The 19,385-nt window shown below is 70.8% G+C and carries 18 protein-coding genes; 8 read left to right on the top strand and 10 right to left on the bottom strand.

Going from position 1 to position 19,385, the window contains the following annotated elements; translation table 11 throughout:
- Window positions 1–20 precede the first annotated feature (20 nt).
- Window positions 21–1,310 carry an ion channel protein gene (locus tag ACFYOH_RS40030; RefSeq protein ID WP_388636132.1) on the bottom strand — a complete coding sequence of 430 codons (1,290 nt, stop codon included), beginning with the start codon at window positions 1,308–1,310 and terminating at the stop codon, window positions 21–23.
- A 123-nt stretch (window positions 1,311–1,433) separates the two neighbouring features.
- Here ACFYOH_RS40030 and ACFYOH_RS40025 point away from each other — a divergent pair, with 123 nt between their 5' ends.
- Window positions 1,434–2,201, top strand: a complete 768-nt coding sequence (locus tag ACFYOH_RS40025) for a MerR family transcriptional regulator (protein ID WP_388636130.1) — start codon at window positions 1,434–1,436, stop codon at window positions 2,199–2,201.
- Between the two features lie 28 nt (window positions 2,202–2,229).
- On the opposite strand, the gene ACFYOH_RS40020 is transcribed toward ACFYOH_RS40025, so the two are convergent.
- Window positions 2,230–2,595, bottom strand: coding sequence for a YbjQ family protein (locus ACFYOH_RS40020; protein WP_388636128.1), 366 nt, complete (start codon window positions 2,593–2,595; stop codon window positions 2,230–2,232).
- A 149-nt stretch (window positions 2,596–2,744) separates the two neighbouring features.
- Between ACFYOH_RS40020 and ACFYOH_RS40015 the strand changes: the two genes are divergently transcribed.
- Window positions 2,745–3,671, top strand: coding sequence for a DedA family protein (locus ACFYOH_RS40015; RefSeq protein ID WP_388636126.1), 927 nt, complete (start codon window positions 2,745–2,747; stop codon window positions 3,669–3,671).
- 21 nt (window positions 3,672–3,692) lie between these two features.
- On the opposite strand, the gene ACFYOH_RS40010 is transcribed toward ACFYOH_RS40015, so the two are convergent.
- Together ACFYOH_RS40010 and ACFYOH_RS40005 are read right to left on the bottom strand one after the other, a co-directional pair.
- Window positions 3,693–5,348, bottom strand: coding sequence for a threonine/serine exporter ThrE family protein (locus tag ACFYOH_RS40010; protein ID WP_388636124.1), 1,656 nt, complete (start codon window positions 5,346–5,348; stop codon window positions 3,693–3,695).
- A gap of 133 nt (window positions 5,349–5,481) precedes the next feature.
- Window positions 5,482–5,973 (bottom strand): inorganic diphosphatase, encoded by a 492-nt coding sequence (locus ACFYOH_RS40005; protein ID WP_029381130.1) that lies wholly within the window; start codon window positions 5,971–5,973, stop codon window positions 5,482–5,484.
- 79 nt (window positions 5,974–6,052) lie between these two features.
- Here ACFYOH_RS40005 and dacB point away from each other — a divergent pair, with 79 nt between their 5' ends.
- The 6 genes from dacB to folE all read left to right on the top strand — a co-directional run bounded on the left by dacB (window position 6,053) and on the right by folE (window position 13,812).
- Entirely contained in the window at window positions 6,053–7,684 is a 1,632-nt protein-coding gene (dacB, locus tag ACFYOH_RS40000; protein ID WP_388636122.1) for a D-alanyl-D-alanine carboxypeptidase/D-alanyl-D-alanine-endopeptidase, read from the top strand.
- 97 nt (window positions 7,685–7,781) lie between these two features.
- Window positions 7,782–8,915 carry a zinc-dependent metalloprotease gene (locus ACFYOH_RS39995; protein ID WP_388636120.1) on the top strand — a complete coding sequence of 378 codons (1,134 nt, stop codon included), beginning with the start codon at window positions 7,782–7,784 and terminating at the stop codon, window positions 8,913–8,915.
- Between the two features lie 192 nt (window positions 8,916–9,107).
- Window positions 9,108–10,163 (top strand): tRNA lysidine(34) synthetase TilS, encoded by a 1,056-nt coding sequence (tilS, locus tag ACFYOH_RS39990; RefSeq protein ID WP_388636118.1) that lies wholly within the window; start codon window positions 9,108–9,110, stop codon window positions 10,161–10,163.
- An 89-nt stretch (window positions 10,164–10,252) separates the two neighbouring features.
- Window positions 10,253–10,813, top strand: coding sequence for a hypoxanthine phosphoribosyltransferase (gene hpt, locus ACFYOH_RS39985; RefSeq protein ID WP_388636116.1), 561 nt, complete (start codon window positions 10,253–10,255; stop codon window positions 10,811–10,813).
- A 216-nt stretch (window positions 10,814–11,029) separates the two neighbouring features.
- Window positions 11,030–13,069 carry an ATP-dependent zinc metalloprotease FtsH gene (ftsH, locus tag ACFYOH_RS39980; RefSeq protein ID WP_388636115.1) on the top strand — a complete coding sequence of 680 codons (2,040 nt, stop codon included), beginning with the start codon at window positions 11,030–11,032 and terminating at the stop codon, window positions 13,067–13,069.
- A gap of 134 nt (window positions 13,070–13,203) precedes the next feature.
- Window positions 13,204–13,812: a GTP cyclohydrolase I FolE gene (gene folE, locus ACFYOH_RS39975; RefSeq protein ID WP_388636113.1), complete on the top strand. Its 609-nt coding sequence runs from the start codon at window positions 13,204–13,206 to the stop codon at window positions 13,810–13,812.
- A 24-nt stretch (window positions 13,813–13,836) separates the two neighbouring features.
- On the opposite strand, the gene ACFYOH_RS39970 is transcribed toward folE, so the two are convergent.
- From ACFYOH_RS39970 to ACFYOH_RS39945, 6 genes are all read right to left on the bottom strand, one after another.
- Window positions 13,837–14,325 carry a DUF3180 domain-containing protein gene (locus tag ACFYOH_RS39970; protein ID WP_388636111.1) on the bottom strand — a complete coding sequence of 163 codons (489 nt, stop codon included), beginning with the start codon at window positions 14,323–14,325 and terminating at the stop codon, window positions 13,837–13,839.
- An 80-nt stretch (window positions 14,326–14,405) separates the two neighbouring features.
- On the bottom strand, window positions 14,406–15,017 hold the full coding sequence (gene folK, locus ACFYOH_RS39965) for a 2-amino-4-hydroxy-6-hydroxymethyldihydropteridine diphosphokinase (RefSeq protein WP_388636109.1): 612 nt from the start codon (window positions 15,015–15,017) through the stop codon (window positions 14,406–14,408).
- Complete coding sequence (gene folB, locus ACFYOH_RS39960; RefSeq protein WP_388636107.1) at window positions 15,014–15,373, bottom strand: dihydroneopterin aldolase; 360 nt, start codon at window positions 15,371–15,373, stop codon at window positions 15,014–15,016. The genes folK and folB overlap by 4 nt, the downstream gene beginning before the upstream one ends.
- Before the next feature lie 246 nt (window positions 15,374–15,619).
- Window positions 15,620–16,150, bottom strand: coding sequence for a nuclear transport factor 2 family protein (locus ACFYOH_RS39955; protein WP_388636105.1), 531 nt, complete (start codon window positions 16,148–16,150; stop codon window positions 15,620–15,622).
- Entirely contained in the window at window positions 16,147–17,151 is a 1,005-nt protein-coding gene (gene folP, locus ACFYOH_RS39950) for a dihydropteroate synthase (protein WP_388636103.1), read from the bottom strand. The genes ACFYOH_RS39955 and folP overlap by 4 nt, the downstream gene beginning before the upstream one ends.
- 146 nt (window positions 17,152–17,297) lie before the next feature.
- Window positions 17,298–19,112, bottom strand: coding sequence for a phosphatidylglycerol lysyltransferase domain-containing protein (locus ACFYOH_RS39945; RefSeq protein ID WP_388636101.1), 1,815 nt, complete (start codon window positions 19,110–19,112; stop codon window positions 17,298–17,300).
- Between the last annotated feature and the right edge of the window lie 273 nt (window positions 19,113–19,385).

Below are 19,385 nucleotides of genomic sequence, written 5' to 3'. Positions count from 1 at the left end.
GGGATTCCATAAGAGGGTTTTCAGCGGATCGGGGTGCCGTCCTCGCCCAACTGCATCTGCGGGCGCCCCGTCACCAGCAGCCAGGTCGGCAGCGACGCGATGCACAGCACGGCGATGATGGTGGGCGAGGCGACCAGCACGGCAGCGGTGAACAGGCTCACCCAGCCCTGCCGGGTGATCGCCAGGAGCATGCCCAGGACACCGGTGGCCACGCCCAGCGCCGGATGCACGGCCGGGACCAGCGCGTGGGCGCACAGCCCCAGGGCCGCGCCGACGAAGACGGACGGGAAGATACGGCCGCCGCGGAAACCGCAGGCCGCGGCGACGAGCAGCGCGGTCAGCTTCACCACCGCCATCCCGGCGAACTGCCCCGCCGTCCAGCCGTCCGGGTGCCGGGCCAGCTCCCCGACCTCCGACAGCCCCTTGAAGAGCGTCAGATGGCCGCCCAGGGCTCCCAGAGCGCCCAGTACGACCCCGCCGGCCGGAAGCATCAGCATCGGGTGCCGCAGCCGCCGGAAGACCCCGTGGACGAACGGGAAGGCGTAGACGGCGCCCATGCCGAGCAGCGCGGCCGCCGGGGCGATCACGAGCGCCGCCAGAATGTCCTTCGGGTCCGGGTGGCCCATGGGCGGCAGCCCCAGATCGAAGGTCGGATGCGCCACCAGGTTGGTCGTGACGGCCCCGCACGCGCCGGCGGTCAGCGGCGCGAAGAGGTTGTCCCACAGTCGCCCCCGCATCGGACGCCCGGCCAGCGCCTCGGAGATCACCAGCGCCGCCGCCACCGGCGTGCCGAACAGCGCGCCGATCGTCGCCGACTCCGCCAGCACCGGCCACAGGGTGCCCGGCGCCCGGGGCGCCAGGCGCGCGCCGAGCAGGACCGCGATGCCCACGTTCACGGCGATGATCGGGTTCTCCGGGCCGAGGCTCGGGCCGCCGGCCAGCATCAGCCCGCTCGCCAGCACCAGTCCCGGCAGCACGACCGGCGGCATCACCGGGGCGTTCAGGCCGAGGGTGGCCGGGTCGGGACCGGCATGCCCGGGCACCTTCCACACCACGAGGCCGACCGCGAGGCCCGTGGCGGTCAGCATCACGAACATCCACAGGACCGAGTAGCGGCCCACCCCGAGCGCGTCCGGCAGCGGCCCCCACAGCACGTGCTGGAGCCGCTCCGCCGCCGTGCTCACCCCGACGAACACCAGGCTCGCCACCACGCCCACGGCCACGGCGGGCAGGATGAACGGCAGCAGGGCCCGCGCCGGCGCCGTAGGGGCGGTCGGGGGCGCCTGCGGCGCGTCGGTTTCCTGAGCCACGGGCTCACCATAAGCGGACAAAAAGCACACAACATCCTGAATGTCCCGAACGGAAACCGGCTTGCACCTCACGCGACGTGAGGCCTCAGCGTGGAGGGCGTACCGACGACAAGGAGCGGAAAAGTGAGCTACTCCGTGGGACAGGTCGCGGGGTTCGCCGGGGTCACGGTGCGCACCCTGCACCACTACGACGAGATCGGCCTGCTCGTGCCCGGCGCGCGCACCCATGCCGGGCACCGGCGCTACACCGACGCCGACCTCGACCGGCTCCAGCAGATCCTGTTCTACCGGGAGCTCGGCTTCCCGCTCGACGAGGTCGCGGCCCTGCTCGACGACCCGGACGCGGACCCGCGCGCACACCTGCGCCGCCAGCACGAACTGCTGACCGCCCGGATCGAGAAGCTGCAGAAGATGGCCGCGGCCGTGGAGCACGCCATGGAGGCACGCAAGATGGGCATCAACCTCACGCCTGAGGAGCGGTTCGAGGTGTTCGGGGACAAGGACCCCTTCAACGAGGAGTACACCGAGGAGGCGGAGCAGCGCTGGGGCGACACCGAGGCCTGGGCCGAGTCCCAGCGCCGCGCCGCGCGCTACACCAAGGAGGACTGGAAGCGGATCAAGGCCGAGGTCGACGACTGGCAGGAGCGGTACGCCGCCCTGGTGGCCGCGGGCGAGCCGCCGTCCGGTGAGGCGGCCATGGACATGGCAGAGGAACACCGGCAGCACATGACCAGGTGGTTCTTCGAGGTCCCGTACGAGATGCACCGGTGCTTCGGGCAGATGTACGTCTCCGACGAGCGCTTCAAGGCCTACTACGACTCCATGGGGCCCGGTGTCGCCGAGCACCTGCGCGACGCGATCCTCGCCAACGCCGACCGTCAGACCTGCTGAGCGCTCCCGGCCCGGGAGTGCGCGGGGTTCACTCCCGGGCCAGGACCACCGCCGTGCCGTAGGCGCACACCTCGGTGCCCACGTCCGCGGCCTCGGTCACGTCGAACCGGAACGCCAGCACCGCGTTGGCGCCACGCGCGCGCGCCTGCTCCACCAGGCGCTCCATGGCCTGGTTGCGGGTCTGCACGAGCGTCTTGGTGAGCCCCTTCAGCTCGCCGCCGATCATCGACTTCAGGCCGGCGCCGATCTGGCTGCCGAGGTGGCGGGAGCGCACGGTGAGTCCGAAGACCTCGCCGATCATTTCCCGCACCTGGTATCCGGGCACGTCGTTGGTGGTCACGACCAGCACGTCCGGCTGGGGCCCCTGGCCGCCGCCGTAGTCATCGAGTCCCATGAGTCACACCTTTCTCCCAGTCATCCCACAGTGCATCCTGGAGACACCGGTGGAACCTGGGGCGGTCACATCACGTTGATAGCTTTGTGCGGCCTTAGCTCGAAGACCAACCCCCGTAGCCGCCTTCACCCCTTCAGGAGCCCGGACCCGTGATGACACTCGCCCTCGGCCCGAGCTGGCTGGATCCCAACTATCTGCTCGACACCTACGGCATCTGGGGCCTGCTGCTCGTCGTCTTCGCCGAGTCCGGCCTGCTCATCGGCTTCTTCCTGCCGGGTGACTCGCTGCTGTTCACCTGCGGCCTGCTGATCACCTCGCATCAGATGCACTTCCCGCTGTGGGGCGCGATCGGCCTGATCTGCCTCGCCGCGATACTCGGCGACCAGGCGGGCTACATGTTCGGCAAGAAGGTCGGCCCGTCCCTGTTCAACCGCCCCGACTCCCGCCTGTTCAAGCAGGAGAACGTCACCAAGGCGCACGAGTTCTTCGAGAAGTACGGCCCGAAGTCCCTGGTCCTGGCCCGCTTCGTGCCGATCGTGCGGACGTTCACGCCGATCATCGCCGGCGTCAGCGGCATGAGGTACCGCTCGTTCCTGATCTTCAACGTCATCGGCGGCACCCTGTGGGGCGCGGGCGTCACCCTGCTCGGCTCCTGGCTCGGCAACATCGACTTCGTCAAGAACAACGTCGAGGCGATCCTCATCCTGATCGTCCTCGTCTCCGTGGTCCCGATCGCGATCGAGTTCCTGCGGGCCCGCGGCAAGGGGAAGAAGGCAGCCGCGCAGCCGGCACCGGAGGCGTCCCGCCCGGCCCCGGTGGTCATGGACGACGCCACGACCAGGCTCCGTCGCGTCGAGGCGGACCAGCCCTACGGCCGGCCGTACGAGGAGCCGTACCAGCAGCCTCAGCAGCCCCAGCAGCAGGACTGGAACCAGCAGCAGGAGCAGTACTGGAACCAGGGCTACGACCAGCAGTACCCGCAGCAGCAGTACCCGCAGCAGCAGTACCCGCAGCAGCAGTACGACCAGAACCAGTACGACCAGAACGAGTACCCGTACGGCTACCGCAACCACTGAGGGGCGCGGGTAACCGCCCGCCTAGAAACCCCTGGTCCGCTTGGCAGCCCGCCGCTTCCCGGCGGACCCCACCCTCAGGAACAACCGGAAGATCTCCGACCCCAGATTGACCCCGATGGCGATGGCCATGGCCAGCGACGCCGCGTTGGCCAGCGACACCAGCCCCTTGTTCACCTCGTTCTGGGCCATGTTCAGCAGCCCGAAATACGTGGCGGAGCCAGGCAGCAGCGGTCCGATCGCCGCCGTCGTGTACGGCAGCGCCGAAGCGAATCGATAACGCGACAGCAGCTGCCCGAACAGACCGACCAGCCCCGCGGCCACGGCCGTCGACGCCACCGGCGAGATGTCGGCGACATAGTGCATCGCGCCGTACACCGTCCACGCCACGCCGCCGTTGAGCGTCACCCACAGCACGGTCGACCGCTCCTGCTGGAGCAGCACCGCGAAGGTCAGCGAGAGCAGCATGGAGGCCGCGATCTGGATCAGCGGCCGTTCGTTGATGACGAGCGCCGCGTCCGGGTTGAGCTTGCCGCCGACCTTCACCCCGAAGTACAGGACGACCAGCACGCCGGCGACGATGCCGACGAAGAAGTACAGGACCTCCAGCAGACGGGCCGACGCGGTGATGTAGAAGCCGGTCAGACCGTCCTGGACGCCCGCCACCAGCGCCCGCCCGGGCAGCAGCGCGAACAGTCCACCGGTGACGACGGCGGACGCCTTCACGTCGACGTGCGCCAGCGCGAACGCCACCCCGATGGCCGCGGGCGGCATCGCGGCGACCGTGAACTGGTAGAACTCCGGCAGCCCGCGCCCCGCGCACAGCCAGGCCAGCCGGTCGCCGAGCATCGCGCCCAACGCGGCGGCGACGAACACGATCAGGTCACCGCCGACCAGCACGGAGGCCGCACCCGCCAGCAGCCCGCTGGCCAGCGTCAGCGCCCAGCCCGGGTAGGGGTGCCGGTTGCGGCGGATCTCCGCCAGCCGCCGGTAGGCCTCCTCCAGGGAGACATGGGTCTCCGGGTCGGTCAGATCGTCCACCAGCCGGAACACGGCCGCGAGCCGGGTGTAGTCGGTGCCCCGCCGCCGTACCGTCCGCGAGGCGGTCACCGGGTCCTCCACCAGCGACGGCTGGTGCGAGATCGACAGCAGCGTGAAGGTGACGTTCGGCTCGCAGCGGTCCAGGCCGTAGGAGCGGCACACCGCGAACATCGCGGTCTCCACGTCCTCCGCGCCCTCGCCGCCGGCCAGCAGCAGCTCGCCGATACGCAGGGTCAGGTCCAGCACGCGCGGGACGGCCGGGCCCTCCTCCTCCACCCGCTGCACCAGCTCGGGTGCCGGCCGCTCGGCCACCGGCATCCGCAGCATCGTGCGCATCCGGTCCTGCCAGGGCGCGTCCTTGATCAGGCTGACCAGCGGCACCCCGGTGGCCGGGGTGAACGCCGTCAGGGAGTCCTTGGCGTTGTAGGCGCTCGGCGGGCTGAACGCCGACGCCTCCGGCTCGGCACTCGGCGGATGCGGCGTCTCCAGGCCCTTCGGCAGAGCGAACTCGGAGGTGGTCTCCGGCTCACCGCCGCCCTCGGGGACCTCGATACCCGCGGGAATGGCGAACTCGGACGTGATCTCCGGGTCGTACCGCGCCTCGTCCGACCGGGGCTTGCGGTCCTCCGCCTCCGTCACCTCGCACCGCTCCCTGAACGACACCTTCCGTATGGCTCAGTATGCGCACAGGACCCGGACGGGTCGTACGCGCGCGTGGACGGGAACGGGCCGCACGCGTGCGCGTACGACCCGTCCACGAGAAGGGCGGGGCTCAGTGGCCGCCCTGCTCCTTGAAGCGCTTGTAGGAACGCTCGATCTCCGCCTCGGCGTCCGTACGGCCCACCCAGTTGGCGCCCTCGACGGACTTGCCGGGCTCCAGGTCCTTGTACACCTCGAAGAAGTGCTGGATCTCCAGGCGGTCGAACTCGGACACGTGGTGGATGTCGCGCAGGTGCTCCACACGCGGGTCCGTGGCCGGAACGCACAGCAGCTTGTCGTCGCCGCCCGCCTCGTCCGTCATGCGGAACATGCCGATCGCGCGGCAGCGGATCAGGCAGCCCGGGAAGGTCGGCTCGTCCAGGATGACCAGCGCGTCCAGCGGGTCGCCGTCCTCGCCGAGGGTGTTCTCGACGAAGCCGTAGTCGGTCGGGTAGGCGGTCGAGGTGAAGAGGCGACGGTCCAGGCGGATCCGACCGGTCTCGTGGTCCACCTCGTACTTGTTGCGCGAACCCTTCGGGATCTCGATCGTGACGTCGAACTCCACCGGTGGCTCCTCCATGATCAGCACATAGTTCTGGTGGTTAAGTGTCCCTCACGCAGGTGTGTGATCGCGAAAGGGGCTGGTGGTCGTGCCAGAGCTGAGGCCTTGGCGGGCCGCGAGACCGCAGGTGGAGCGGATCGCGAACGCCGTACGACCGCGTCTGGCGCGGGCCGGGGCGGCCGCGAGGCCGCAGGTCGCACGGCTGACGCGGGCCCTGCGGTCCCGGCCCCTGGCCCTGCCGCGGCCCGTGAAGACCTGGCAGTACACCGCGGGCGCCGCCACCGCCGGCCTGGTGCTGGCCGCCGGTGTGGTGACCGCAGCCGGCCCCTGGGACGCCAACGGTCAGCGTACGGCCGAGCGTGACCGGGCCGCCGCCCTGGAGCGGACAGGTGGCGCAGATCACGGCCGGTCCGGTACGGCTGTCGGGGCGCCCCGGCCCGCACCGAGCGCCGAACCCGTCCTGATGGGCCTGGACGGCTCGACGAGCGCCGTCGACACCAAGAAGGCCCCGCCGGGCGGAAAGGTCTTCTCGGACGTCCTCAAGCCCCTCCTGGACGCCTCCGCGCTGGGCGGCACCCACGCGGCCGCCGTCGTCGACGTCGCCACCGGCAGGCGCCTGTACGCCGCCGACGCCGACAAGGCCCTCACCCCCGCCTCCACCACCAAGATCGCCACCGCTGTCGCCGCCCTGTCCGCGCTGGGCCCCGACCACCGCCTCACCACCCGTGCGGCCCTCGAACCCGGCACCGGCGAACTGATCCTTGTCGGCGGCGGCGACCCCACCCTCACCGCCCGCACGCAGGCTGGGGGCACCTCCGGCTCGAGCGAAGCCGAGAGTGGGGAAGGCTGGGCGAGCCTGCGCACACTGGCGGCGGACACCGCGAAGGCCCTGGCCAAGCGCGGCATCCACAAGGTCACGCTCTCCTACGACACGACCCTGTACTCCGGCCCCGCCGTGCACCCCATCGGCGTCAACGACAACCTCGCGCCGGTCAGCGCCCTGAGCGCCGACGAGGGCCGCACCAACGGCTCGACCAGCGGCCCGGCGCCCCGCGTGAGCGACCCGGCGAAGGACGCGGCGAGCAAGTTCGCGGCCTTCCTGAAGAACGCGGGCATCACCACCACACCACCCGGCCCCTCCAAGGCGAGCACGCTCGCGCAGACCCTCGCCACGGTCTCCTCGCCTCCACTGGCCGACGTGGTCGAGCGCATGCTGACCAACAGCGACAACGACATCGCCGAGGCCCTGGCCCGCCAGACCGCCCTCACCAGCGGCCAGCCCGGCAGCTTCGACGGCGGTGCCAGGGCGATCTCCGCACGGCTGACCAAGCTGGGCCTGCCGATGTCCGGCGCCTCCTTCCACGACGGCAGCGGCCTCGACCGCGACGACCGGCTCACCGCCGACCTCCTCACCGCCCTCCTGGTCACCGCCGGCGACCCCGGCCGCCCCGGCCTGCGCCCCGTCCTCACCGGGCTGCCCGTGGCCGGCTTCACCGGCACCCTGGCCGACCGCTACACCGACAGCGCGGCAGGCGTCGTACGCGCCAAGACCGGCACCCTGACCGGCGTGAACACCCTCGCCGGCACGGTCGTCGACGCCGACGGCCGCCTCCTGGCCTTCGCCTTCATGGCCTCCGGCACGACAGACCCCGTGCAAGCCGAGTCGGCCCTGGACAAGACGGCCACGGCACTGGCCGGGTGTGGCTGCGGATAGCCGCGGCCGGCCGCACCAGGTGCCCGTCCGACGCCCTCAGCCCCCACCGACCCTCATGGCCTGCCCCAAGCGGGAGCGGTCCCGTACGGTTGACGACATGACTGGCTTCGGTGGCACCACATCTCCCGGGATGGTCGACTGGAACCTCGCGGTGGCAACCGCGACACGGCTCGTACGGCCGGGCCCCGACGTCAGCCGTGACGAGGCACGCGCCGTCGTCGCGGAGCTGCGCCGGCACGCCAAGGCCTCGGAGGAACACGTCCGGGGCTTCACTCGTATGGGCACCGACGAGATCCACGACACCCCGGTCCTGGTGGTCGACCGGCCCGGCTGGGTCCGCGCCAACGTGGCCGGTTTCCGCGAGATCCTCCGGCCGCTGCTGGAGAAGATGCAGGAACGGCGCGCCGGCAGCCCCGGCAGCGCGGTCCTCGGCACCGTCGGCGGCAAGGTCACCGGCGTGGAGCTCGGCATGCTGCTGTCGTTCCTGTCCTCCCGCGTCCTCGGCCAGTACGAGACCTTCGCCCCGGCCACCCGCGACCTCCCGGCCGGTGAGAACGGCAGCGGTCGCCTCCTGCTCGTCGCGCCCAACATCGTCCACGTCGAGCGCGAACTCGACGTCCAGCCGCACGACTTCCGCCTGTGGGTGTGCCTGCACGAGGAGACCCACCGCACCCAGTTCACGGCCGTGCCCTGGCTGCGCGACCACCTGGAGGGCGAAATCCAGTCGTTCTTGGCGGAGACCGACGTCGACCCGATGACCTTCCTGGAGCGCGTCAGGGAGGCCGCCCAGTCCCTCGCCGGCGGCCGTCCCGAGGGCGAGGAGGAGGACGGCGGCCGCTCCTTCGTGGACCTGGTGCAGACCCCGGCCCAGCGCGAGATCCTCGCCCGCCTCACCGCCGTCATGTCCCTGCTGGAGGGCCACGCCGACTACGTCATGGACGGCGTCGGCCCCAGTGTCGTACCGACCGTGGCGGAGATCCGCGAGAAGTTCCAGCAGCGCCGCGCCAAGGGCGCCTCCCGCCTCGACCTCGCCCTGCGCAAACTGCTCGGTCTGGATGCCAAACTCAGGCAGTACCGGGACGGCGAACGGTTCGTGCGGGCCGTCGTCGAGCAGGTCGGCATCGACGGCTTCAACCGCGTGTGGACCTCGCCCAACACCCTGCCCACCAAGGCGGAGATCGCCAAACCGGCGGACTGGGTCGCGCGGGTGCACCGCAAGGCCGAGTCGTGAGCGGCATGGACACGTCGTGAATCGAATCCGGCCGACGGCAGGCGAACGCCTCTCCAATCACCCGTCCGAGGGACCGTGAGCCATGCGTAGGCGTGCAATGCTCGGGGAACCGCCCGCTTCTGTCACCATCTACACACTCTGAGTGACCGGACTCGGGCTCACCCCCCGAAAACTTCATGAAGGGAACCGGACATGGGTCCCCATCCTGCGGTCGCGGCGATACGCCTGGCGGTCCGCCGCGCCCTCCACGACATCCTCAACAACCACCACGCCTCCGGCGGTCCCGGCCGGCAGGCCTTCGGCACGCCCCAGGACCGGACGGCCGAGCGGCTCCCCTCCCCGCTCGTGCTGGTCGCCTGCTCCGGCGGCGCCGACTCCATGGCCCTCGCCTCGGCCCTCGCCTTCGAAGCGCCCAAGCTCGGCGTCCGCGCCGGGGGCGTCACCGTCGACCACGGCCTCCAGCCCGGCTCCGACCTCCGGGCCGACGAGGTCGCCCTGCGCCTGCGCGAACTCGGCCTCGACCCGGTCGAGTCCGTCGCCGTGACCGTCGGCCGCGCCGGCGGACCCGAAGCCGCCGCCCGCGACGCCCGCTACGCCGCCCTCGACGCCGCCGCCGAACGCCACGGCGCCACCGCGGTCCTGCTCGGCCACACCCGCGACGACCAGGCCGAAACCGTCCTGCTCGGCCTCGCCCGCGGCTCCGGCATCCGCTCCCTGTCCGGCATGGCCGCGGTCTCGGGGGCCGGTGGCCGTTACCGGCGCCCCTTCCTGGGACTCGACCGGCAGACCGCCCGCAAGGCCTGCATGGTCCAGTCCCTCCCCGTCTGGGACGATCCGCACAACACCGACCCCGCCTACACCCGCTCCCGGCTGCGGCACGAAGGCCTGCCGGCCCTGGAGAAGGCCCTCGGCAAACGCGTCGTGGAGGCACTCGCCCGCACCGCCCAGCTCTCCCGCGACGACGCCGACGCCCTCGACGCCTGGGCCAGCCAGGCCGAGTCCTCCGTCCGTGACGCCGCAGGCCTGCTGGAGTGCGCCAAGCTCTACGCGCTCCCGCCCGCCGTACGCCGCCGCATCCTGCGCCGCGCCGCCATCGAGGCGGGTGCCCCGGCCGGTTCGCTGTTCGCCCGCCACATCGAGGAAGTCGACCGTCTGATCACCGGCTGGCGCGGCCAGGGAGCCATCAATCTCCCGGGCAAAGTCGTCGCCCAGCGCCAGGGTGGCAGACTGGTGATTCGGCAAGGCTGAATCCCGACCCCGCGGAGCGACCCTCCGGCGGCCGGTACGGGCAGCCGGTGGCCGTGCATGCGGCCGTAAGTGCGGGACGACCGAAAGTGATGCGGGTGGACGCGAAAGACATGGGTGCCGACCTCCAGCAGGTGCTCATCACCAAGGAAGAGATCGACGCGAAGCTGGCTGAGCTGGCCGCGAAGATCGACGCGGAGTACGCGGGCAAGAACCTGCTCATCGTCGGCGTCCTCAAGGGCGCCGTGATGGTCATGGCGGACCTCGCCCGGGCGCTGTCCACCCCCGTCACCATGGACTGGATGGCCGTGTCCTCCTACGGCGCGGGCACCCAGTCCTCCGGTGTCGTGCGGATCCTCAAGGACCTGGACACCGACATCAAGGGCAAGCACGTCCTGATCGTCGAGGACATCATCGACTCCGGCCTGACCCTGTCCTGGCTGATCAACAACCTCGGCTCCCGCGAGCCCGCCTCGCTGAAGGTGTGCACGCTGCTGCGCAAGCCGGACGCCGCCAAGGTCGCCATCGACGTCGAGTGGGTCGGTTTCGACATCCCGAACGAGTTCGTCGTCGGCTACGGCCTCGACTACGCCGAGAAGTACCGGAACCTGCCGTTCGTCGGTACGCTCGCGCCTCACGTCTACGGTGGCTGAGCCGTACCGGGTGATGTGAGCCACTCGGCTCAAGCCTTGTAGGACGATCGGGAACCCCGGCGGGTTCCAGGGCGTTGAAGCATGCAGAGACGGGCTCCCCGGCCGTCCGAAGCGGACTTCGTGCGGCTTCGGACCACCACACTGGGGTACCGTCAGAAGAACTGTCTTATCAAACTCACTATGGCAGGAGGGACGGGGCGGCACCGCTCCGTATGGATGGACGTGAAGCGATACTTCCGTGGGCCGGTCATGTGGATCGTGCTGGCCGTCCTTGCCGTGGTCGTGTTGATGCAGGTCGTCGGCTCGTCCGGCGGCTACAAGACGGTGGACACCGGCCAGGTCGTCGCGGCGATCAATGACAACAGGGTCCAGTCGGCCAAGCTGACCACCGGCGACGAGCAGACCATCAAGGTCACCCTCAAGGACGGTCAGAAGATCGACGGCAGCTCGAAGATCCAGGCGAGCTACATCGATCGTCAGGGCGAGACCGTCGCCGGCATCCTGCAGACCAAGTACCAGGACAAGCAGATCCCGGACGGCTACACCGTGTCGCCGTCCAAGCAGAACCCGTTCGTCGGCGTCCTGCTCTCCCTGCTGCCCTTCGTCCTGATCGTCGTCGTCTTCCTGTTCCTGATGAACCAGATGCAGGGCGGCGGCTCCCGGGTGATGAACTTCGGCAAGTCCAAGGCCAAGCTCATCACCAAGGACACCCCGAAGACGACCTTCTCCGACGTCGCCGGCTGCGACGAGGCCGTCGAGGAGCTCCACGAGATCAAGGAGTTCCTCCAGGAGCCGGCCAAGTTCCAGGCCGTCGGCGCCAAGATCCCCAAGGGCGTGCTGCTCTACGGCCGCCCGGGTACCGGCAAGACGCTCCTCGCCCGCGCCGTGGCCGGCGAGGCGGGCGTCCCCTTCTACTCGATCTCCGGCTCCGACTTCGTCGAGATGTTCGTCGGTGTCGGTGCCTCCCGGGTCCGTGACCTGTTCGAGCAGGCCAAGGCGAACGCCCCGGCGATCGTCTTCGTCGACGAGATCGACGCGGTCGGCCGCCACCGCGGCGCCGGCCTCGGCGGTGGTCACGACGAGCGCGAGCAGACCCTGAACCAGCTGCTCGTCGAGATGGACGGTTTCGACGTCAAGGGCGGCGTGATCCTCATCGCCGCCACGAACCGCCCCGACATCCTCGACCCGGCACTGCTCCGCCCCGGCCGCTTCGACCGCCAGATCGCGGTCGACCCGCCGGACCTGCAGGGCCGCCTGGAGATCCTCAAGGTCCACCAGAAGGGCAAGCCGGTCGCGCCCGACGTCGACCTGGCCGCCGTCGCCCGCCGCACCCCTGGTATGACCGGCGCCGACCTGGCGAACGTCCTCAACGAGGCCGCGCTGCTGACGGCCCGAGGCGACCAGAAGCTGATTGACAACCGAGCGCTCGACGAGGCGATCGACCGCGTGGTCGCGGGCCCGCAGAAGCGGACCCGGATCATGTCGGACAAGGAGAAGAAGATCACCGCGTACCACGAGGGCGGTCACGCCCTGGTCGCGGCGGCCTCGCCGAACTCCGACCCGGTCCACAAGATCACGATCCTGTCCCGCGGCCGCGCCCTCGGCTACACGATGGTCCTGCCCGACGAGGACAAGTACTCGACCACGCGCAACGAGATGCTCGACCAGCTCGCCTACATGCTGGGCGGCCGCGCCGCCGAGGAACTGGTCTTCCACGACCCGACCACCGGCGCCGCGAACGACATCGAGAAGGCCACCAACCTGGCCCGCGCGATGGTCACCCAGTACGGCATGACCGAGCGGCTCGGCGCCATCAAGTTCGGCGGCGACAACAGCGAGCCCTTCCTCGGCCGTGAGATGGCTCACCAGCGCGACTACTCGGAAGAGGTCGCCGCGCTGGTCGACGAAGAGGTCAAGAAGCTCATCGAGACCGCGCACAACGAGGCCTGGGAGATCCTGGTCGAGAACCGCGACGTGCTCGACCAGCTCGTCCTCCACCTGCTGGAGAAGGAGACCCTGGGCAAGGAGGAGATCGCCGAGATCTTCGCCCCGATCGTCAAGCGCCCGCCGCGGCCCGCCTGGACCGGCTCCTCCCGCCGCACCCCGTCCACCCGCCCGCCGGTGCTCTCCCCGAAGGAGCTGGCACTGACGAACGGTGCGAACGGCGCGACGGCCGCGATCAGCACGGTCAAGTCCACCGCCGCGGAGCCTGCCCCGGCGACGGACAAGACCCCGGAGGACCGCCCGGAGAACTGATCGCGTTTCGGCCAAACGGCCTGGAATGAACGCCGCGCCCATCAGGTTTTAGCCTGGAGGGCGCGGCGTTCGTATGTCCGCACACAGACGCGTGGCCGCCGCCACGCGCGCGAGGTACAGGAGCGAGGAACCAGATGACCGACCCGGTGACGCTGGACGGCGACGAGGCCCCCATCGGCGAATTCGACGAGAAGCGCGCCGAAAATGCCGTACGGGAATTGCTGATGGCGGTCGGCGAGGACCCGGACCGGGAGGGCCTGAGGGAGACGCCGGCGCGAGTGGCGCGGGCCTACAAGGAGATCTTCGCGGGCCTGTGGCAGCGGCCCGAGGACGTGCTGACGACGACGTTCGACCTCGGGCACGACGAAATGGTGCTGGTGAAGGACATCGAGGTGTACTCGACCTGTGAGCACCATCTGGTCCCGTTCCGGGGCGTTGCCCACGTCGGCTACATCCCGTCCGTCACCGGGAAGATCACCGGCCTGTCCAAGCTGGCCCGTCTGGTGGACGTCTACGCCCGCCGACCGCAGGTGCAGGAACGACTCACCACGCAGATCGCGGACTCCCTGATGGAGATGCTGGAGCCGCGGGGCGTCATCGTGGTCGTCGAGTGCGAGCACATGTGCATGTCCATGCGCGGCATCCGCAAGCCGGGCGCGAAGACCATAACGTCCGCCGTGCGCGGGCAGCTGCGGGATGCGGCGACGCGGAACGAGGCCATGAGCCTGATCATGGCGCGCTGAACCCGTGCTTGCCGAAACCGGCCGTCACGCGGCCGGTTCCGCTCCCGGGGGGTTCTGGTCCTCGTCCTCCGGGAGTTTGCACACCCGCTCCAGGAACAGGGCGGCCGCTATGACACCGATGCCGGCCAGGACCGAGAAGCCGGCGTAGACGGCCTGGTCGCGGCGCGCGGGGATGTCCAGCAGCTCCAGCAGGAAGACGCCCGTGCCGCCGTACATGCCGGCCACGAGGGCGGCGACCAGGGCGCTGGCCTGGCCGAAGACCACCGCGCGGGCGGCCATCAGGGGGTCGACGCCCTTCGCGCCGGGGCGGCGCTCGCGCTGGGCCTTGAGGCGGGCGCGCAGCGACAGCGCCGTCGAGAGCAGGACCACCGCGATCAGGGCGAGCACGATGGGGGCGGCCAGGGGGACGCTGGGCAGGGTCCCGATCGAGTTCCAGAGGCGGGCGCCCGCCCAGGACAGGATCCCGGCCACGACGAACACGCCCGCCAGCACCCTGATGCGCAGCTCTCTCACGGTGTCCCTTCAGCTCCCCCGGACCGGTCCGGACTGCGGTCGGCTCGACCTTGTCGTTCGAGTCGTCTTGACCTTAACGACTATTCAGGCAGTCGGAGTTCCAGGTCCGCGCGGGGCTCGACGCCCGCACGGGTGACGGCCGACAGCAGTTCGGCCACCGGACCGCGGCCGGGCAGCTGGGCCTGCGGGTCCACGTCGTGCCAGGGGGCGAGCACGAAGGCGCGCTCGTGGGCGCGCGGGTGCGGCAGGGTGAGCCGGGGGTCGTCGGAGATGACGTCGGCGTAGGCGACGATGTCGACGTCCAGGGTGCGTGGCCCCCAGTGCTCGTCGCGGACGCGTTTGTACGCCTCCTCGATGGCGTGGGCCCGCTCCAGCAGGGAGGCCGGGGGGAGGGTGGTCTTGAGGACCACGACCGCGTTGAAGTACGACGGCTGGCTGCCGGGTGCCACGCCCCAGGGCTCGGTCTCGTACACCGGGGAGACGGCCTTCACGCGGACACCGGGGGTGTCCTCCAGCGCGTCGACGGCGCCCTGGAGGGTCTCCAGGCGGTTGCCGAGGTTGGAGCCGATGGAGATGACGGCCCATTTCGGGTTCTGGAGGGTCGTGTCGGCGGCGTCCACCTTCTCGACGACCGAGGCGGGCACCGGCTGGACGGTCGGGTCGCTGTGACCCTGCAGGAAGGATCGGGTCATACTCGGCTCCGGGTGATGGTGACGGTCACGTCGTCGAAGGGGACGGTGATCGGCGCGTCCGGCTTGTGGACGCAGACCTCGACCTCGTGCACCCCTTCGTGCTTCAGGCAGGTCTGGGCGATCCGCTCTGCGAGGGTCTCGATGAGGTTCACCGGTTCACCCTCGATCACGGCCACGACCTCCTCGGCCACGATGCCGTAGTGGACGGTCTTCGCCAGGTCGTCGTCGGTCGCCGCCGGCCGGGTGTCCAGCCCCAGGACGAGGTCCACGATGAAGGTCTGGCCCTCCTCGCGCTCCTTGGGGAACACACCGTGGTGCCCGCGGGCCTTGAGGCCGCGCAGCGCGACACGATCCACGCGAATCACTCCTGCAATCGTCGGGAAGGACCGGTCCGTACCACGTGCGGGCGGCACGCCGTCCTCAGACGAATCTACCTGCGTGCACTGACAAAGCCGGGCCGCGGGGCGCTGGCCCGGGCCGGGATCACGAGGGTTCATCCCGGGTTTCCCCGGGGAAACCCGGCCGTGTCATGGGCTGGTAGCGGCTCCTACCCGGGGGGAGGTGATTCCAACCACTTCTCGCCCCATGGAGCGTCCACCCGCTCAGGCGAGGGGTCCGTCGTCCGGGTTCACGCCGTCGGCGCCGGGCTCCTCGTCCTCGGCGGTCTCGGCCAGCACGGGGGAGGCGTGGTGCGACCAGAGTTTCCAGCCGGCGGGTGTGCGCCGGAACACGTTCGTGGCGACGACGAGCTGACCGACGAGCGGTCCCAGCTCCGCGCCGTCCTCGGGGGCGGGGCCGCCGCTGAGGATGTTCTCGGTGCAGGTGACGAGCGCGGTGTCGCCGGTGACGGAGACATGCACGTCGGTGAGGAAGAACTGGATGTAGTCGGTGTTGGCCATGATCAGGGCGTACGACCTGAGGACCTCGCCGCGGCCGGTGAGCACCGGCCAGCCGGGGTGTACGCAGGAGACCACGCCGGTGTCCGCCGGGTCGTGGTACTCCTCGTCCACGCCCAGGTCGGCAGGGGTGAGCCAGAGGGACGACAGCTCATCGAAGTCACCGCGTTCCATCGCCTCGTAGAAGGCGGTGTTGGCGGCCTCCACCTGTTCGACATCGGTATGAGGGGCGCTCACCGGGCTCCTTCCGCCCCTTGCTCATCACTGGTGCCGGGCGTGCGCCCACTGCCGCACACCCCGGGCTCGCGCTCGGCGCTCGGAGTGTTTCCCGCTTCACGCGCCCCGCGCTCGCTGAGCGCGTCCGGCGCTGAGCCCGCCGTACGCGCTCCCTCCACGGCGCGTGCGACCCGGACCGCGTCCGCGGTGGCGCGTACCTCGTGTACGCGCACCGCCCACGCGCCGGAGTGCGCCGCGAGTGCGGAGACGGCGGCGGTGGCGGCGTCGCGCTCCCGGGCCGGCGGGGGCGCGCCCTCCGGGCCGGCGAGGACCCGGCCGAGGAACCGCTTGCGGGAGGCGGCCACGAGCAGCGGGTGGCCGAGGGCGCGCAGGCGGTCGAGGTGGGCGAGGAGGGTGAGGTCGTGTTCGGCCTCCTTGGAGAAGCCGAGGCCGGGGTCGACGACGATGCGGTCGGGGGCGATGCCGCCGGCCAGCACGGCCTCCACGCGTGCGTGCAGTTCGTCCGCGACTTCGGTGACGACGTCCTCGTAGGCGCCCTTCACGTTGCCGCCGTGCAGGAAGCCGCGCCAGTGCATGACGACGAACGGGGCACCCGTGTCGGCGACCACCGGGATCATCGCGGGATCGGCGAGCCCGCCGCTGACGTCGTTGACGAGGGCGGCGCCGGCCGCGAGGGACTGTGCGGCGACGGAGGCGCGCATGGTGTCGACGGAGACGACGACGCCTTCGGAGGCGAGGCCCCGGACGACCGGGATGACGCGCCTGAGTTCCTCGGCCGCGTCCACCCGGGTGGCGCCGGGGCGGGTGGACTCGCCGCCGACGTCGACCAGGTCCGCGCCCTCGGCGACGAGGTCCAGGCCGTGCTTGACGGCGGCGGTCGTGTCGAACCAGCGGCCGCCGTCGGAGAAGGAATCGGGGGTCACGTTGACGACACCCATGACCGCGCACCGGTCCCATACCGGAAGGCCGGCGACCCGGCCGCGCCCGCTGAGGTTGTTCATACGTTCAGCGTAGGCCCAGGAGGGCGCCTGGAATGCGAGGCGGCCCGGGCGGGAGCCCCCCGGTGCTGGAGGGGGTGGGGCGCCCGCCCGGGCCCGTCCTCGGCCGGACCGCTCTGTCCTGCGGTCCTGATGTCGTCCCGCGGCGCTCAGGCCGCGCGGACGTCCCGTTCCGCCACGGCGTGCGCGCAGGGGCGCTCGGCGGCCGCCCTGCGCCGGCGCAGGAAGCGCGGGAGCGGCAGGGCGATGTTGACGAAGCCCTCCGCCTGCATGGCGGCGAAGCCGATGCGGGGCAGGTCGGCGTTGTTCCGGTAGACCACGAAGCGGGGTTCCCACCGGGGCTGGAACTTGGCGTTGAACTTGTACAGCGACTCGATCTGGAACCAGCGCGAGAGGAAGACCAGCAGCCCGCGCCAGGCGCGCAGCACCGGGCCGGCGCCGATCTTCTCGCCGCGTGCGAGGGCGGAGCGGAACATCGCGAAGTTCAGCGAGACCCGGGTGATGCCGAACTTCGGTGCGGCCTGGAGGGCGGCGACGATCAGCAGCTCGTTCATGCCGGGGTCGGCGCTGCGGTCACGGCGCATCAGGTCCAGCGAGGCGCCGTCCTCGCCCCAGGGCACGAAGTGCAGGACCGCCTTCAGGTCGCCGTACTCGCCGGGTTCGTCGTCCTGCTTGTGGGCGGTGGCGATCAGGCAGTCGCCGTCGGCGGGGTCGCCGACGCGGCCGAGCGCCATGGAGAAGCCGCGTTCGGTGTCGGTGCCGCGCCAGTCCTCCGCCGCCCGGCGGATGCGTTCCAGTTCGGCGTCGCCGAGGTCACGGATGCGCCGCACCCGGGTTTCGTAGCCGGCTCGCTCGATGCGCTTGACCATTTGCCGTACGTTGCGCATCGCGCGTCCGGCGAGCGAGAAATCCGCGACGTCCACCACCGCCTCGTCGCCCAGTTCCAGGGCGCCCAGGCCGGTCTCCCGGGTCCACACCTCGCCGCCGGTCTCCGAGCAGCCCATGACGGCGGGCGTCCAGGAGTGCGCCTTGGCCTCGTCCATGAAGCGCTCGATGGCGCCGGGCCAGGCCTCGACGTCACCGATGGGGTCGCCGCTGGCGAGCATCACCCCAGAGACGACGCGGTAGGTGACCGCCGCCTTGCCGCTGGGCGAGAAGACGACCGCCTTGTCGCGGCGCAGCGCGAAGTGGCCGAGCGAGTCGCGCCCGCCGTGCTTCTCCAGCAGGGCGCGCAGCCGGGCCTCGTCCTCCTCGGTGAGACGGGCGGCCGGGTGCTCGGGGCGGAGGGCCAGGTAGATCGTGGTGGCGGCGGTGATCCAGCCGAGGGCGCCGAGGGAGAAGGCGACGGTCCAGGACGTGTTGCCCTGGTAGTCGACCGGGCCCTCGAAGCCGAACAGGCCGTAGACGACGTGTGTCAGCCGGTCGGCCAGGCTCGGGTCGCCGATGGTCCGGTGCGGGTGGACGCTGACGATGATGAGTCCGAGGACGAGAGAACTGGCGCTCATGAGGATGAAGTTCGCGAGCGCCCGCCACCTGCTGCGCGGATCGGGCAGCGCCGCGAACTCGTCGCGGTGGACCAGCAGGGGCACGAGCAGTGCCACCGCGATGAGCATGCCGACGACCGAGTGCCGGTACGCGAACTCCGCCGCCGCGCCGGCCGGCAGCAGCGCGACCGCGGCCCGCCACGCCCGGCGCTTGCGCCGTTTGAGCCCGTGCGCGAGCAACAGCAGCAGCACACCGGCGCTCAGCGAGAGCGCGGCCGCGAAGGGCCCGAACGAGCCCGGCAGCACCTCGGCGATGGCGTGCATACGGCTGTGACGAAAGCGCGGGAACACACCCGCCGCAATGTCCAGGACGCCCACGAGGGCGGCCGCCCTGCCGACGAGCACGGGGACGGCCTCGGGACGCGGGCCGCGCAGTATGCGCCGCGCCCGGCTTGATCGGCTCGGAACCCCGCCCGACATTTCCCCATCTATCCTGACAGACATCGCATCCCGTAGTTCTGCGAGAGACCTTGAACCCGGGCCCGATCGGGCATCCGGCGACATTGCGCCCTCTAGGACGGTGTCTTGGGGAGAGAGGTTCACTCCCCACCGGAAAGTCGGGTCAAAGGCCAAGGAAAGCCCCGGGCAAGCCCTCGCAACGAAGCGCGGGCGGCGCCGGGCGGAGAGCGCAGGCAGGTAACAGCCCATGGATCTCACGAGCAACAAAGTGCTGATGCTGGCGATCGTTCTCGC

The organism is Streptomyces sp. NPDC007856, assembly GCF_042868225.1.
Lineage (GTDB): Bacteria > Actinomycetota > Actinomycetes > Streptomycetales > Streptomycetaceae > Streptomyces.
This window is presented reverse-complemented; position numbering and strand designations above follow the sequence as displayed.